Source organism: Cytobacillus solani, from assembly GCF_006704205.1.
Lineage (GTDB): Bacteria > Bacillota > Bacilli > Bacillales > Cytobacillaceae > Cytobacillus > Cytobacillus solani.
Genome location: NZ_CP041305.1, coordinates 3,674,494 through 3,689,127, shown reverse-complemented (window position 1 = coordinate 3,689,127; position 14,634 = coordinate 3,674,494). Strand labels below are relative to the sequence as shown.

General features: G+C 36.1%; 15 protein-coding genes and 1 other RNA gene. 4 read left to right on the top strand and 12 right to left on the bottom strand.

The genetic code is table 11. The features are described 5' to 3' along the window. Positions 1 to 32: 32 nt before the first annotated feature. The 6 genes from rnpB to FI644_RS18460 form a co-directional block, all read right to left on the bottom strand. Positions 33 to 435: RNase P RNA component class B (gene rnpB, locus FI644_RS18485), an RNA gene on the bottom strand. 81 nt (positions 436 to 516) lie between these two features. Further along, entirely contained in the window at positions 517 to 819 is a 303-nt protein-coding gene (gene gpsB, locus FI644_RS18480) for a cell division regulator GpsB (protein ID WP_053476755.1), read from the bottom strand. A 78-nt stretch (positions 820 to 897) separates the two neighbouring features. Beyond that, a complete protein-coding gene (locus tag FI644_RS18475) occupies positions 898 to 1,464 on the bottom strand; it encodes an SLOG family protein (protein ID WP_053476756.1) in 567 nt (188 codons plus the stop codon). A 173-nt stretch (positions 1,465 to 1,637) separates the two neighbouring features. Beyond that, positions 1,638 to 1,955 carry a CotD family spore coat protein gene (locus tag FI644_RS18470; RefSeq protein ID WP_053476757.1) on the bottom strand — a complete coding sequence of 106 codons (318 nt, stop codon included), beginning with the start codon at positions 1,953 to 1,955 and terminating at the stop codon, positions 1,638 to 1,640. Positions 1,956 to 2,279: 324 nt separating this feature from the next. Beyond that, positions 2,280 to 3,545 (bottom strand): DUF6340 family protein, encoded by a 1,266-nt coding sequence (locus FI644_RS18465; protein ID WP_053476758.1) that lies wholly within the window; start codon positions 3,543 to 3,545, stop codon positions 2,280 to 2,282. Next, the gene (locus tag FI644_RS18460) at positions 3,535 to 5,820 is read right to left on the bottom strand and encodes a DEAD/DEAH box helicase (RefSeq protein ID WP_142108701.1); all 2,286 of its coding nucleotides are present in this window, start codon (positions 5,818 to 5,820) and stop codon (positions 3,535 to 3,537) included. The genes FI644_RS18465 and FI644_RS18460 overlap by 11 nt, the downstream gene beginning before the upstream one ends. Positions 5,821 to 6,029: 209 nt before the next feature. Here FI644_RS18460 and FI644_RS18455 point away from each other — a divergent pair, with 209 nt between their 5' ends. Both FI644_RS18455 and FI644_RS18450 read left to right on the top strand, forming a co-directional pair. Then, positions 6,030 to 6,722 carry a Crp/Fnr family transcriptional regulator gene (locus tag FI644_RS18455; RefSeq protein ID WP_053476760.1) on the top strand — a complete coding sequence of 231 codons (693 nt, stop codon included), beginning with the start codon at positions 6,030 to 6,032 and terminating at the stop codon, positions 6,720 to 6,722. Positions 6,723 to 6,853: 131 nt separating this feature from the next. Then, complete coding sequence (locus FI644_RS18450) at positions 6,854 to 7,324, top strand: Hsp20/alpha crystallin family protein (RefSeq protein ID WP_053476761.1); 471 nt, start codon at positions 6,854 to 6,856, stop codon at positions 7,322 to 7,324. Between the two features lie 36 nt (positions 7,325 to 7,360). On the opposite strand, the gene FI644_RS18445 is transcribed toward FI644_RS18450, so the two are convergent. The 3 genes from FI644_RS18445 to FI644_RS18435 form a co-directional block, all read right to left on the bottom strand. After that, complete coding sequence (locus tag FI644_RS18445; protein ID WP_053476762.1) at positions 7,361 to 9,754, bottom strand: ABC transporter permease subunit; 2,394 nt, start codon at positions 9,752 to 9,754, stop codon at positions 7,361 to 7,363. Beyond that, on the bottom strand, positions 9,747 to 10,610 hold the full coding sequence (locus FI644_RS18440; RefSeq protein ID WP_056685397.1) for an ABC transporter permease subunit: 864 nt from the start codon (positions 10,608 to 10,610) through the stop codon (positions 9,747 to 9,749). The genes FI644_RS18445 and FI644_RS18440 overlap by 8 nt, the downstream gene beginning before the upstream one ends. A 122-nt stretch (positions 10,611 to 10,732) precedes the next feature. Continuing rightward, a complete protein-coding gene (locus FI644_RS18435; RefSeq protein WP_075209174.1) occupies positions 10,733 to 11,326 on the bottom strand; it encodes a YppG family protein in 594 nt (197 codons plus the stop codon). Between the two features lie 215 nt (positions 11,327 to 11,541). Here FI644_RS18435 and FI644_RS18430 point away from each other — a divergent pair, with 215 nt between their 5' ends. Further along, positions 11,542 to 11,724 carry a YppF family protein gene (locus FI644_RS18430; protein WP_053476764.1) on the top strand — a complete coding sequence of 61 codons (183 nt, stop codon included), beginning with the start codon at positions 11,542 to 11,544 and terminating at the stop codon, positions 11,722 to 11,724. Between the two features lie 38 nt (positions 11,725 to 11,762). Here FI644_RS18430 and FI644_RS18425 read toward each other — a convergent pair whose 3' ends face one another. The 3 genes from FI644_RS18425 to FI644_RS18415 all read right to left on the bottom strand — a co-directional run bounded on the left by FI644_RS18425 (position 11,763) and on the right by FI644_RS18415 (position 13,878). Beyond that, a complete protein-coding gene (locus FI644_RS18425) occupies positions 11,763 to 12,137 on the bottom strand; it encodes a YppE family protein (RefSeq protein WP_053476765.1) in 375 nt (124 codons plus the stop codon). 68 nt (positions 12,138 to 12,205) lie between these two features. Then, positions 12,206 to 12,478, bottom strand: coding sequence for a hypothetical protein (locus FI644_RS18420; protein WP_053476766.1), 273 nt, complete (start codon positions 12,476 to 12,478; stop codon positions 12,206 to 12,208). 404 nt (positions 12,479 to 12,882) lie between these two features. Then, on the bottom strand, positions 12,883 to 13,878 hold the full coding sequence (locus tag FI644_RS18415; RefSeq protein ID WP_053476767.1) for a DUF2515 domain-containing protein: 996 nt from the start codon (positions 13,876 to 13,878) through the stop codon (positions 12,883 to 12,885). A gap of 116 nt (positions 13,879 to 13,994) precedes the next feature. Between FI644_RS18415 and recU the strand changes: the two genes are divergently transcribed. Beyond that, a complete protein-coding gene (recU, locus tag FI644_RS18410) occupies positions 13,995 to 14,606 on the top strand; it encodes a Holliday junction resolvase RecU (RefSeq protein ID WP_053476768.1) in 612 nt (203 codons plus the stop codon). Positions 14,607 to 14,634: the final 28 nt, after the last annotated feature.

Genomic DNA, 14,634 nt, shown 5'->3' with positions numbered 1-14,634 from the left:
AATCATGTTTCATAAATTATTCACCAATAACGTTCTGTAAGCCATGTTTTGTTCCTTTGTACTACAAACGGTCATAGACCTCGTACTTAGGTGGTAATCATCTATCTACAGGTTACCATTCGTCACCTGTCCTTCTCCTTGTTCATTTCCTCAGAGAAAGTGCCCCTACCATTATTTGGGTTTCTCGCTCGTGGGGTTTACCTCGTTCCACCCTTTTCATTTCTGAAAAGGCTCCGTCACTGTGGCACTTTCAAGGTAGTCATGCCATATCCAAAGGACTTAGGCATTTTCCCTGCCGTCAGTTCAGCTTAAAGCCAAACTGCCCTAGCTTATGAATTGGCTAGGCACGATCACTACAGGCATCTCAGCTCCGTGCGAGCATGGACTTTCCTCTACAATGTAGCATAATGCTCATTGCAGCGATTACCCGAACGTCATTAATGAGTACAAAAGTTATTATATGCAACTTTCGCTCATATAGCAATGGTATTTAATTTGAAGAAATAGAAAAAAATGTCAATCGTACAATTTGCTGCCAAAAACATGTTTTTCTAAGTTAGATAAACGTTTTAAAATGTCAAAATTTGTCGTACCCGCTGTTTGTGATGCTGTTGGTCGCCTAGAAGCATCATCTAATTGCTTCTTTAATTTCATGTTTTCCTGCTGCAAATCTTCAATTTCCTGATAAAACATTTCGTAATCTTTAATGACTAAATCTAAGAACTTGTCAACATCCTCTGGTTTATAGCCTCGCATGCCTGACTTAAATTCTTTCTCTAAAATATCTTTTGCTGTTAATTTGATTTTATCCGAATGCATAACACTCACCTCAATATACACCAATCAGTATTTATATTTTTTCAAAGATATGCATATTTGTCAATTTTTCTTACTCTTTTAAAAATAGTCTTGTTCTTTCATTTGTTCTTCTTCAACAATTACTTGTAAATCATAAAAATTAATTAAGCGAATATCATAATTGTTCTTTTCTTGCTGTCTTTTTGCAGTCTCAAATAGGTACTTTGGGCTTCCTTCTTTTTCTGTATCATAAAACAGCAGAAGGACATCACTTTTTTCGACAAAGAATCGATTTTTTAAGCGAAATTGCCAAGAATTTTCATAGGGCTTTCTTGAAACAGAGTCAATAAAGTCCGCTTGGGCTAAAATCGATTCATACCATTCCTTGTTCTGTTCTTTCCAAGTCTCCTCCTGGTTCAGAAAAGGAGTAATTACCCCTAGCTGCAGGTCAGGATATTCTTCTAATTGCAGTTCAAAGACAACCTCAGCAGCCCATAATTCCGTACCAAGCTGGCCGCTAATAATCACCCACTCCAGCCCTTCCTCCAGTAAAGAAATAAGCTGATTTCTTATTGCTTTCTTGATAAATGCAACTGCAGGATCATCATCCTTAAAGATTCCAATTTCAAAAGGTTTGTAACCTGAAATGATCGCAATCTTTGCCAATTTTCGTAAGCCCCTCTATGTATGCTCTAATACTTGAAATTTTGCCTTAAAAGGGAATGAGAGTCAATTATTATTTTTATTAGGAAAATTAGCATTTATTATTATATTATATAAGGAAACAAGGGCTCTATGCCCTTGTTCCAAACGAAACCGCATCTCTTTCGCAAACCTACCTATCTACCAAAAAAGCCCGGTCTTGGTACACCGAAGCCTCCTGCTGCTGGGCCACCGAAGCCTCCTGGGCCAGGCCCGCCAAAGCCACCAGGAACTGGACCTGGTGATGCAACAAACTGCTGATTCGTTACTTGATTCACAGTTGATTGCGTTTGTGGGAAATAATGTTGGTGCTGGAAGTTAATGTGGTTTACATTCGTTGTATGTGTTGGATGAATATGTGGAACCACATTGTTTTGGAACGTATGGTTTACACAACATTTTGTTGGATGAACAATTGCTGGCAATACATTAGTAGGTCTTGGTCCGCAATACATTTAAAGATCCCCTTTCTACATAGTTTACTTACATTAACAGCCTATGTTAAAAGGGTTAATCTTGTACTAATGAAAAAGTCTAATTTATACCCAATTTAAAAATGAATTTAAAACATGCTATAAAAACTATCTCTAAAATTACTAAAAAGTATAGCTGTAAAGATAATAACGATAAAAAATATGAACAAGATTGTCTTATACATGCCAGTCAGCCTCACATAAATTATTCCTGCCTAAATACACCACACAATTATACATTTTACAGTTTTCAATATGGACAAACAACTAGGAAATAGTGGGTTTTTAAAATAATTTGATAGTTGCTCAAAATGAACGATATAATCTCTTGTTAAGCCTCTCTAATCTTTTCATGATTTCTTGATGACTAATTGTTAGTTTCCTATTGTTAACACTTTGCAATTTTTGAGAAATTGCTTCTGCATTTCTAGTAAAATGAATCGCCTTTTGCAGATTTTTTTCTCGATGCTCATATATCTTTGCTATTTCAATACATGCCTCTAGCCTTATCACGTCTTCATTTCCTTGATCCACAACGTCTTCCCATATGTGTAGTGCATCCATCCATTTTTTTTCTTTCTTGTATTCAAATGCAAGTGCATGCTTGGCTGCAGCCGTTTCACTGTTAGTGGTGTTTGCCAAACGAGAAAATGATTCTTTCGCTCCTTCTGCTTCTCCTACGTGAGAAAACCATCTTCCTATTTCATACATTTCCTTAGCTGTTTGTTTTTGATCAAGGCCAAGAATTTGAAATGACAGATGTGTATATAGGCTGATGAGCGATAAAATATCTATTTCATTGTGCTTTAATATCCCTAGCATTCCTTGTGGATCTTTCCTTTCCACAAAGTCAAAATAGATCATCGGTGCTAAAAAGCCTGGAAGATCATCCTTTCGTTCAATTCCTAGCACTTCCTTCTCTACAATAGACAACTTCATTCGTTCTAATTTATGCTTCCACATTCTTCTTGATGCATGGTATAAATCAAAGTGTCCAAACGATGGGAGTTTAGGCACATGTTCTCGTATTAATGTATGCTGGGTTTTTACCTGTGGCCAATCAAAGGACTTCCCATTATACGTAGCCATCGTTGTATAGTCCGCACTTTCAAGAAAACTTTGATATAAAGGGACCTCTGCTCCAGGAGAGGGAAGGATATGTTGTTTTAAATGAATTTCATCTCCTGACAATCTAGCATGGCCAAGAATAAAGATTGAATTTCCCACACCTCCGCCTAAACCTGTTGTTTCTGTATCAAAGAAAACGAAGCTTTCAGGTTTAATGCCTGCAGCTGAAAGCGGATGTTTCATCCCGCTTTCATTCCAAGCATTCACTGCAATTGAGAATTGGGAAAATGTATAGATTCCATGTTGTTGGTCAATTGGAAACCTTCGTTCTCTAATTAGGCAATAGCTTCCATCAAAAAAATAAGGAGTCACGCCTTCGTTTTCCCATACTTCTATAAAGGGAATTTCACTTTCGATGGATTGACATGTTGTGAGGACACTTTTTGTGCTCACTTCGTGTGACAGATGTGATTTTAGCCTGTTCAGCTTCTTTTTAATTGACATGTATCTCACCATTCATAAACGTTTCAAATACTTTCAGAACATCAGCCTTTGCTGTTTGTGAAGAGGAATCAATGCCAATGCATGAAGGACATCCATGGGCACATTGACATTTCTTCACTAGATCACTAGCCTCTTTCAAAACAAGCTGGAATCCATCAAATATTTTTTCACTCAATCCGACTCCTCCTGGGTAGCGATCATAGAAGAAAATAGTTGGTTTTTCATTATGAGCTGCTTTCACTTGAGGAACAACATGAATATCTTGTGGATCACACATGACAAATAAAGGAGCAATTGATTTAAGCGCATGTGATGTACCTATTAGCCCTTGCTCTAATCTTTCTTGATTAAATTGCCCGATATCTTTATGTAAAGAAATCCAAGCAGCACTTGTGTGCAGTTCCTCTTCTGGGAGCGAGATCGGTCCAGAACCTATATTTTCATGTGTTTCAAATTTAATTTTCTTAAAAATTGTTGCCATTGCTGTGATACTTACATCCCCATAACCGATTTCGCCTGATGAGATGAATTGCTGCTTATCCTGTTCTAGAACTTTTAGCTGCACGGCAAGATTAGCATCTGTGAAATAATCAACATCCACTTCTCTTACAAATGCCTTCTTTTCCTCCCAATCAAGCAGTTCTACTTGAAACTGTCTGCCTTGATGCAAATAAACGGCTTCCTCATGTAATAAAGTCATTGCGGAAAAACGATCCATTTCACCAATAACCTTAACATTCGCTACATCAGTTTGATCAATAATGACAACATTTTCTTGGGAGGCAGAACGAAGGCTTATATTGTGAGCTGGAAATGAGTCATTCATCCAGTAATATTTATCGCCATTTTGATAAAGAACCCGCTCCTCTGCCAAGTACTCAAGCACTTCTTCTGTTTCAAAGGAACCGAACTGCTCACCTGCCTTGAATGGAAGCTCGTAAGCTGCACACTTCATATGGTCAATTAATATGATCAAATTATCTGGATTAATTCTTGCCGTTTCCGGACTGCGCTTGAAAAAATAATCAGGGTTTTGAATAATAAATTGATCAAGAGGACTGCTTGATGCGACCATAATCACAAGGGATTCACTATGCCTTCTTCCTGCCCGTCCAGCCTGCTGCCATGCGCTTGCAATCGTTCCAGGATATCCTGTCATAATACAAACCTGCAGCTGCCCAATATCAACACCTAATTCAAGTGCATTGGTACTTACTACTCCAAATATCTCGCCTGAACGGAGGCCTTTTTCGATCTCACGCCTTTCCGTTGGCAAATAGCCTCCACGATACCCGCGTATAGCTTTTGGCCCCAATTTATGCTTGATAAGCTCTTGCAGATAAGTGACTAATATCTCCACCCGCACACGGCTTCTTGCAAAAACAATCGTCTGAACCTTATTTTTCAATAGTTCACTTGCAAGTTTTCTTACTTCTAGTGTAGCACTTCTTCTAATATTTAACGGATGATTAACAATCGGAGGATTGTAAAAGACAAAATGTTTCCTCCCACTTGGTGCTCCATTATTATCAATAAGAGAAATACGTTTTTCTGTGAGACTTTCTGCTAACTCAAGCGGATTGGCAATCGTCGCAGATGTACAAATAAAGGTAGGATTACTTCCATAAAACCTGCAAATTCTTTGTAAACGTCTGATCACATTTGCTACATGGCTTCCAAAAACACCTCTGTATATATGGAGTTCATCAATCACAACATATTTCAGATTTTCGAATAGCGAGACCCATTTCGTATGATGAGGTAAAATAGCCGAATGGAGCATATCCGGATTTGTAATTACAACATGTCCCGCTTTTCGTACCTTTTGACGAATATTCGAAGGGGTATCTCCATCATATGTATAGCTGTTAATTGGCAGGCCTGCCTCTTCGATAATTTCATTAATTTCACTCTTTTGATCCTGTGCTAAGGCTTTTGTCGGAAACATGTATAATGCCCTAGAATTTGCATCATTTATGATCGTCTGCAAAACTGGCAGGTTATAGCATAATGTTTTCCCTGAAGCAGTCGGAGTAACAGCCACAATACTTTTTCCTTGAATGGCTTCTTCATAAGCAGATTTCTGATGGGTGTAAAGTCTTGTAATTCCCCGTTTCTGTAATGCTTCCTTAAGAGCTGGGTGTATGTCTAAAGGCAGCTCATCCGTACTAGCTTCCTTTTCTTCAATTGTTTGCCAATGAACAATGTTTTCTTTAAATGATTCAGCTACTTTTAAATGATTCATTATTTCATTAAGATCTTTTCGCACTTTCATTTCATTCACCTCATACCTATCATTCTAGCGAATAAGCGTTCGTTAAAAAAGAGATTCCTTGTATTTTTTTCTTATTTCCATTGCCAAATTTACCCTTTCATTAAATCCTTTCATATAACGTTCAAATTTTTGTCATGAATACGCTTTTTTCAAATGTTTTTTTTGTTACAATATTGGTAATAATGGCTTTTACCAGTAGAGGTGAAAATATGGAAACAATCGAAATTAAAAAAATGCTTTCTCAATTTACCCTTTTCCGCGGGCTTAGTGATAAAGAGATGGACAAAATAGTCGGTATTTCAATCTCAAGAGAATGGAAGAAAGGAAGCCACGTCTTTATGCAGGACGATCCGCTTGAAAATGTTTACTTCATTCAAAGCGGCCGGATCAAAATTTATAAAAGTGATATAAACGGAAAAGAGCAGATTGTCACAATTGCCAAAAGCGGGGATATGTTCCCTCATGTCGGCTTCTTCCGTAAAGGGGGATATCCAGCTTTCTCAGAAGTACTCGAAAATGCCAAACTAGTTGTTGTTCCGATTGATCAGTTTGAGAGTGTCTTAATTGAAAACCCTGAATTATGCATTAAAGTATTTAATGTTCTGGGTGAAAAAATTGTGGATTTACAAGAACGATTGGAAGCACAAGTATTAAATAACACGTATGAACAAATAATTAAACTACTCGTACGTTTAGCAAAGCTTCATGGAGAGGTGCTTGAAAATGGTTTATTCCTTTTGAAAGCTGAATTTACAAACAAAGATCTTGCCAATATGATTGGTACGACAAGAGAAACTGTCAGCAGGACGTTAACTAAGTTGAAAAAAGATAAATTAATTGAAACAGATGCCTCTGGCAATATCATTATCGATTCCGAAAAGTTATTAGAAGAGATTATTTAACAAGAACCGTGATTCCTACGGTTCTTTCTTTTTTTCGCCAACTGGAACAATTACCCACCTTTTTTCATAAGATATCATGGCGTAAATACTACAAAGACGGCCTACGCTTTTCTATGAAAGGAGCTATAATTATGAATGAGCGGAATAAAAAAGAAAAAAATGAGCCTTTTGGAGATTTAATGAAATCAATGAATCAATTTTTCCATGAAAAGCCTGTAAGAGGTTTGTTACAAACGATGGATGAATTCTTCAAAAATCCGTTCACTTCTTCTGCATCATCATTTCAGGTAAGTGTAAGCGAAACGGATGATGAGCACGTCATCTCCGCTGAACTTCCAGGTGTGAATAAAGAACAAATCCAACTTGATGTGATTGATAATTATGTCACAATCACTGTCCTTTCCTTAGAATCCATCAAAGAAGAAAACGATCATAAGGAAATCATCAAAAAACAGACTTCAATGAAAAAATCAATTAGAAGTATTCCTCTTCCACAGCCAATCGATGAAAATAAAGTAAAAGCTTCCTATCAAAATGGTTTATTAAAAATACGTATACCTAAGCAAAAAGGAAAAAAAATAATGATTGATAAAATCGAATAAAAAACAAGCAGCGTTTTAGACTGCTTGTTTTTTTGTCTATTTATTTAACCAACCATTAAAATAACCAGATGGAACTAAGAAATAATCCTTTGTAAAACGAACAAATTCTTCCGTATTCACTTCCTTATACATAAAGTGATGATAGTAATCTGAAAGGAACTGCATGCTCACTTCCTTTACATCATCCCCTTTTAATCGATACTTTACCTTCATCATTTTTAACAATTCGACTGTAGGCTGCCCATACATGTAGCCGGTATGCTTCAATTCATGGACTGGAACGTTAGAATATTGTCTGCCCAGACCAGCTTCTTTAATCAAATCCATCCGGTGTTTAGGAATAGCAAACGCCTGTTCCTCCCTCTGATTTTCCGCAGCATAAAAATACATAGATGTCGCAAATTCTGTTATCCCTTCGTCAATCCAGCCCTCATTATATTGATCATTCGCCACGACCCCATAGAAATATTGATGGGCAATTTCATGGACTATCGAGGTACGGTAAAAATTCATATCTTGAATATACGGATTGATCGTTACAACTCCAGGGTATTCCATAAAAGGTCCGTTATCAAGGATGATATCCAATTGTTTATGAGGGTAAGCACCAATTTTTTCTTGATAGAATGAAAGTGCACCTTTAGCAAGTGCTAATGAATCATCGATTTTCTTGTCATGATCGCTTTTTGTAAACAAGCGGATCTTCACTCCATCATTTGCAGTCGTTTCATGGATATCCATATCCTTTGTAACAGCAATGAAAAAGTCCCTTACCTTTTTCATTTTTACAGTTCCCTTATTTACTCCAGGTTTAGGGTCCTTTTCCGCGGAGGAAATTAATGTATAGCCTTCTGGAAGCTTATATTCTACCCTATAATTGGCAAAGTCAACATGATAGGTCTCTACACCATCAGAATAATCCTCTTTGTTCCACTTGCCATTCTGATAAGTTGCAAGCATTGGATACCATTGAGCTAAGTAATAATTATCTTTTTCTTTGGAAAAGCGAACTCCCTGTTCTGGAGGGGTAAACTCATATTCAACCTTTACCGTATGTTTCCTTTTTTCTTTCATATTGTTAGGGAGGACTATCTTTAGTGTATCCTTTTCCAAGCTGTAATCAGCCTTTTCCCCATTTACTTCAATCTCCTTCATTTTCACTTTGGCACTGCCTTTAACTGATTCAAAAGCATGCCCCTCTTTAAATACATTAGGAATAAAATAAAATACGAGCTCATCCCAATCATCATCCGATTTGTTCTTCACTTGAATGGTTACTGCCGTATCAAATTCCCCATTTTCATCCATTTCAAGCTGCATTTCGTACGCAGCTTTACTAAAATTCTTCACACCCACATCAGAATCTTTCGTTAAATAAACATATGTGCCTGCCCCAATAAAGACGATAATCAATGAAAGGAATGCTAATTTTTCCCCGCTCGGTGACCAAAATTTACTTTTTTCGCCAAACTGTTTTCTAACAGGCTTCATACGTGGTACTTGTCCAATTTTTATCCAAGGTGTCCTAGCATAATTCGATTGAAATCGATTCTTCAAACCATTTGCAAGCAGACTAAATGAAATAGTCGTAAATAATAACACGATTAATGGAACAATGAGAATATGAGTATTCCCATATATATTTAATCTTGCCTGACCAACTAAGCCTGATAACTCCTTCGTTACTGAAAGGTAAATAAGTGGGTCAAAACGCACGAGCGTTCCTCCAACAAATATATTTACCAAAGCAAGCTGACCCATAATAGTAATGACATAGACAATTTCAAGAATAAACATAACTAAAATGGTTTCTTTCAATTGCGGAAAAATATGCTTCCAAATGAGTCTGTTCCTACTTGCTCCTAACGCTCTTGCTGCCTCTATATAAACGGATTTATTTAGTTCAGCTGTTTTCAGCCTAACAGAAGAAACAATACTCGGTATACTTATTATGGATGCAATAAGAATAAAATAGCCTAGCAGTGTATTCGTTTCTAGCTGACTATTAAAATTGATCGGTCTCATAAAAAAGTAAAGAATCAAAAATAAAGGCACGTAGCTCCATGCATTTTCAAAGGCAATCATCCAGCTAGGTGTCCTTTTCCATTGCCCTATATATAAACCAAGTACCGTACCGACCAGCATTTTTATCAATGTGATTGCTAATGCAATAAACACCGTATAACGAATGCCATGAAAAATCATTGACAGTAAGTCGTACCCCCATTTATCGGTTCCTAATGGATAGTCCTTTGATTCAAACGGCTCCATTGGGGGTGATATAACTTTTCCATCCGTATACTGTGTTTCTAGTGTTTCTGTCAACGAATGCGACGCCATCATCGGTCCAAATACACATAGAAAAAGTAAGAGCGAAACACAGAATATTCCTATGTATAGTGAGAAGTTAATTTTTAATAGTTTATTCATAAATAAATCCTCGTTTGAATAGATAGAATACTAATCTTACTGATACATAGACAATCGCTGATATTAACAGCATGGCAAACAGCCCAATCGCAATCGGCTGAATCTCATTGCTTTGAAAAATAAACTTTGTAATGCCTGAAACATTTAATATGTATTCAATGATAAAAAGGTTTCCAATCGCTAGAGAAATGACCTTTACTAATTCAGCTGTAATGAAAGGTTCAATATTTTTATATACATGCTGGAAATTTATATAATTTAAACTCATCCCTTTTGCGACAGCTGTTTTAATATAATCTTCGCTGCTCGTTTGAAAATACTTAACAGCAATTAATTTAAATAAATAGAGCGTTGGTGCGATTGCAACGAGTAGTGTTGGAAACCAAGTATTTAATGCACCCGCATCTGGTCTTAGCGAGATTACTCTTATTCCTGTCCATCTATAAATTTTCACAGCAAGAATCATTGACATAATTATGATAATAAAATCGGGTATGGCAGCCAAGATATTAATAAAAAAGTTGAATATTTTAGTTAACCGGAAACGACTAAGGAAAATGCCAAATAGCAAACTGATGATTATGCTTGCATTTACTCCGATAAGCATAACTTTTAAACTCGTTAAAAAGTTGTCTCCTATGTCTTGTTCGATTTCCCTAACCTGTGTGCCCAATTGGTATGAGCCGAGACTTCCTTTACTTACTTCACTTATAAATGATCCATATATTTTAGGTAGTTGTTCAAAGTTCCATTCCAGCTTGTTCTCAGCCGAATTCACTTCTATGATCATCGGCAGTGCAGCTAATGAAAGTATTAAGAGGAAGATAATAATAAATTGCTGTATGATTCTTAACACATCCACTCCTCCTTTCTTATCAAAATCTATTTTTTCACTTTACGTTAGCAATTGTCAATAAAATTATGTGAATTCATATAATTCTACAAATGAAAAAAATGGCCATACAGCCATTTTTCTTCCTACACTTTTATTATTCCCCCTAACCCCTTTACCATTGAAGAGACCTGACTCACAGCATTCATCATCGAACCAGCTGTATCAACCATTTTATTAATATCTAGCGTTCCATCCTGACCTTTAAAGGAGTTCATAATCGATTTAACTCCTGAAGGCTGTTTCGCAATAAATGATTGTTTAGGATAAGGATTCATGTATGGATTAACAGAATATTGCTGCTTCGAGTTTGTAAAATTAGAGTCTGGTTCAGGCTCTAACGGGTTTTGAAAAATACTTTGGATATCATTAGGCTGTTTCTGCTGTCCATACGGCTGTATGCCATAATTATGGTAAGGGGCCGCCCCATGGTATGGATTTACCGATGGATGCGAGATCGGATAGGGATTATATCCATGGGGTGGCATTTGATTATATGGTACTGTTTGCTGGGAATAGGAACTTCCCCATTGTTCTGGGAGATTCGGGTAAAAAGCTGACTGTTGCTGACGGTAAAAATGTTGATTGTACATGCTCGGTCCATAGCGATTCATGTTTGAATACGGCTGATGGGCAGGAAATGGAGCTGTATATGCTGAGTGTCCTCTTCGTCCAAACATGGGCAGACTTCCTCCTTAATGTATTATTCATTAATGTAATTTATGTTCATAATGCCCACCATGTGAATAAAAATGAAATTTAAACACTTTGTCAGATTATGAAATAAACTGTCGGAAGTCTAAATTTTTTAAAAATAATGGACAGCTTCAATTTCATGATAGTATATATAAAAAGAAAAAAGCATTTTTATACAAATTTGAGGAGGGAATTATAAATGAATGTTCACGAACTAAACATGAAGTTTCTTCAAATGCGAAATTACAGTCCTGAAAATGTAAATGAATTACTAGATTTTACGAAGAAGGCGTATATTCAAAATGATATTTGTATTAATGTTTATCGGCAGCTAGTTCGTGAGCTCGAAGCTCAAGGAGCAGAAGTTCCTGAAAGCTTCTAATCTATTTCCCAAATGCTCAAAAAAATTAAAGGGAGTCCTTATTTCAAGGACTCCCCTTCTATTTCATGAATGATACTTGTTAGGATAAATTTTGCTGAAGCTACTACATCATTAAATCTTGAACGGCTCGTGTTCGGGAAAAATGCTTGGACCGAAATGGTTTCAATATGTTCAGAGGCAGAATCGATTTGCTGATGATACAAGTTTTTTGGTCCCACATCTTTAATCCATTCATATGCCTGCTTCTTCCATTCATCGTTTACTTCCTTCACTTCATCTGCAAATGGCTTTACTTCTCCGAAAAAGTCTCCGCTCTCGCCTGTTTCTCTAACTTGAATGTATTTCAATGAAAGGGTATCTACGTATGAAAGTAATTTTTGTGTTAATTGTAAAAGCTCTTTATAATCTTTCATTTCTCTTCAACTCCAAAAATAAACGCAGCTTTATATTTCAAGCTGCTGATCATTTCATTGTAATTTAATTAATATCCTAGTTCAAGCTTCATGCTATTTGGACGATGTAATTTACTGGCATTTGCAAGTGCTTCATTTTCTTTTAAGGTGTTTGCTGTCTCATTTTCAAGTGCAGTAAGTTGTTCTTCACATGCAATTATTTTTGCGGTATATTCACTTTGGACATTTTGACGAGCTTTAGATAGACTCGTTTCCAAAATCCCTTCCAGTTCTTCCAATTGGTCAGAAATCTCCGTAAGCATGCTTAACAGTTCTTCTTTTGCAATGATCTTTTTATCCATTGATTTGGCCTCCTTATTAATGCAAAAGTACACAATCTAACCCAAATGTATGTTGTCTTATTACACACTATTCGTCTTGTCTTTTATCAATCCTTCATCACTGACAAAACTAGAAGTGATTCGGCAAATAAAGAAGTATTTTTTAATCACTAACCCGCTTATTCGACAAGATTAAATCAGAATAAAAGTGATGAAAAAAAAGAACACTAACTAAAGGAGGTGTGAAAAATGAAAAAGCAACAAAAACAAAATAAAACACAGCCCAAGAATCTAAACGAAACAAAAACAGGGTACGGCGATAAAAAACTTGAAGGACCTGACCGCCCTTCTACATAAGAGACTTAGCTAGCAGCTTGTGCTATAAATAAAAGAGCTGAAATCAGCACGCGTCGATTTCAGCTCTTTTATTTGTTAGATTTAACCCATTCGCTTAAATAGACCCCTTTTTTTAATTGATCCTGCTTCTTTTCATACCAATCAGTTATTTGTATGGGATGTTTATGATCTACCATCTCTTTTATCCATTTTTTCTTAATTCGTCCAGATCTTGACCAGTCTCTCCGATCATGGCGATGATGCTTCACAATCGGATAAGTACAACGTAAAAATGGAGTTGTTCTTATTTTTTTTTGCGCAAAATATTGTTCATAGTCAAATCTTGAGCCCGTATGCTCTGTACGATATGCAAATTCATAAAATCTAGGGTAAAGCATCTTCTCAAACAAAATATCTGCTAATCTCTTCCCTAAATCAATTCGTTTAGAAACGGACTTAAACCCATTCACACTGGCCCCAAATAATTCACCTTCACATGTTGGAAAAATAACTGAGCTAAAATGAAGCCAATCTTGAAAAAAAAATAAAAATGAACGAAAAACAGTAGATTCATAGACAGGATGCTTTATAACTGGTTTTTGAATCACATTCTGCTCATTTATAATTAATGACGTCATTAATCTGTTTACATGTCGTTCCTCCCAAAACATTTGCCACTCTCTTTCCATAAAAGAAGAAACATGAAAAAATTTTAATAAATGAAACATTGGCCGTTTTATTTTCGTCGAATATTGATAGAGCAGCAATTGTGGAAAAGCATCCTGAAAAATAAGCCAGTTAGCACGCTCGTATGTAAAAAAAAGCTTTTTCCGAAAACCTTTATCTAATGCTCTTAAAAATAAAGTCCCTTCAAGATCACACATGTTCCACCCAGCATTTCGGGATACCATACTGGCAAGAAAGGACCATTTAATTTCCGGATTTTTACTATAATAATGATGATAGGCTTTTGTTCTGGAGATGTTATCCATATTACATCTTTTCGTCTTTTTATTAATTTGGGTAATTAATTCAATTTCCTCCACGGAAAGCTGTTTCAATGTTAGTCCTTTTTGATAAAACATTGTTCACTCAGCCTCTCCTTAAGCATTTAGCTTAACTTTTGCAAACTAATACTTTTTATTCAACCAAATCGAACAAAGTTTTGGTATGATAAGAAATAGCTTGTGAGGTGAGTGTAATGAATTTCAATTATCCTAACGGCAAGAGATATATACCGGAAAAAAAGGAGACAATAAAAATAAAGAAAGAGAAAAAATGGTCCTACAGCAACCGTGGAATGACTTTGGAGGAAGATATTAACATAACAAACGAATATTACTTGGAACAGAACATTGCAGCCATCCATAAAAAACCAACACCTCTTCAAATCGTTCAAGTCGATTACCCTAAAAGAAGTGCAGCAGTCATTAAGGAAGCTTATTTTAAACAAGCTTCTACAACCGACTATAATGGGGTATATAAAGGGAGATATATTGATTTTGAAGCAAAGGAAACACAAAATCCAACATCTTTTCCATTAAAGAATTTTCATGATCACCAGATCAAGCACATGGAAACGATCCTTAAGCAAGATGGTATTTGCTTTGTCCTGCTCAGGTTTTCACTTACTGAAGAAATATTTCTTCTTGAAGCAGATCATTTGCTCACCTTCTGGAAAAGGATGGAAGATGGAGGAAGAAAATCGATTACAAAGGATGAAATTGAAACATTTGGTCATCTGATTCCACTTGGATATCAGCCCAGAATTGACTATATTAAAAAAATCGATTATCTTTATAAACTTAGTTAAACAAATTTAAAAGGAATCATATTTTCTT

Coding starts and splice junctions, on each gene's coding strand:
- gpsB (WP_053476755.1), bottom strand. CDS start 819: ATGCATTCGGATAAAATCAAATTAACAGCAAAAGATATTTTAGAGAAA.
- FI644_RS18470 (WP_053476757.1), bottom strand. CDS start 1,955: ATGTATTGCGGACCAAGACCTACTAATGTATTGCCAGCAATTGTTCAT.
- FI644_RS18465 (WP_053476758.1), bottom strand. CDS start 3,545: ATGTCAATTAAAAAGAAGCTGAACAGGCTAAAATCACATCTGTCACAC.
- FI644_RS18460 (WP_142108701.1), bottom strand. CDS start 5,820: ATGAAAGTGCGAAAAGATCTTAATGAAATAATGAATCATTTAAAAGTA.
- FI644_RS18455 (WP_053476760.1), top strand. CDS start 6,030: ATGGAAACAATCGAAATTAAAAAAATGCTTTCTCAATTTACCCTTTTC.
- FI644_RS18450 (WP_053476761.1), top strand. CDS start 6,854: ATGAATGAGCGGAATAAAAAAGAAAAAAATGAGCCTTTTGGAGATTTA.
- FI644_RS18445 (WP_053476762.1), bottom strand. CDS start 9,754: ATGAATAAACTATTAAAAATTAACTTCTCACTATACATAGGAATATTC.
- FI644_RS18435 (WP_075209174.1), bottom strand. CDS start 11,326: ATGTTTGGACGAAGAGGACACTCAGCATATACAGCTCCATTTCCTGCC.
- FI644_RS18430 (WP_053476764.1), top strand. CDS start 11,542: ATGAATGTTCACGAACTAAACATGAAGTTTCTTCAAATGCGAAATTAC.
- FI644_RS18425 (WP_053476765.1), bottom strand. CDS start 12,137: ATGAAAGATTATAAAGAGCTTTTACAATTAACACAAAAATTACTTTCA.
- FI644_RS18420 (WP_053476766.1), bottom strand. CDS start 12,478: ATGGATAAAAAGATCATTGCAAAAGAAGAACTGTTAAGCATGCTTACG.
- FI644_RS18415 (WP_053476767.1), bottom strand. CDS start 13,878: ATGTTTTATCAAAAAGGACTAACATTGAAACAGCTTTCCGTGGAGGAA.
- recU (WP_053476768.1), top strand. CDS start 13,995: ATGAATTTCAATTATCCTAACGGCAAGAGATATATACCGGAAAAAAAG.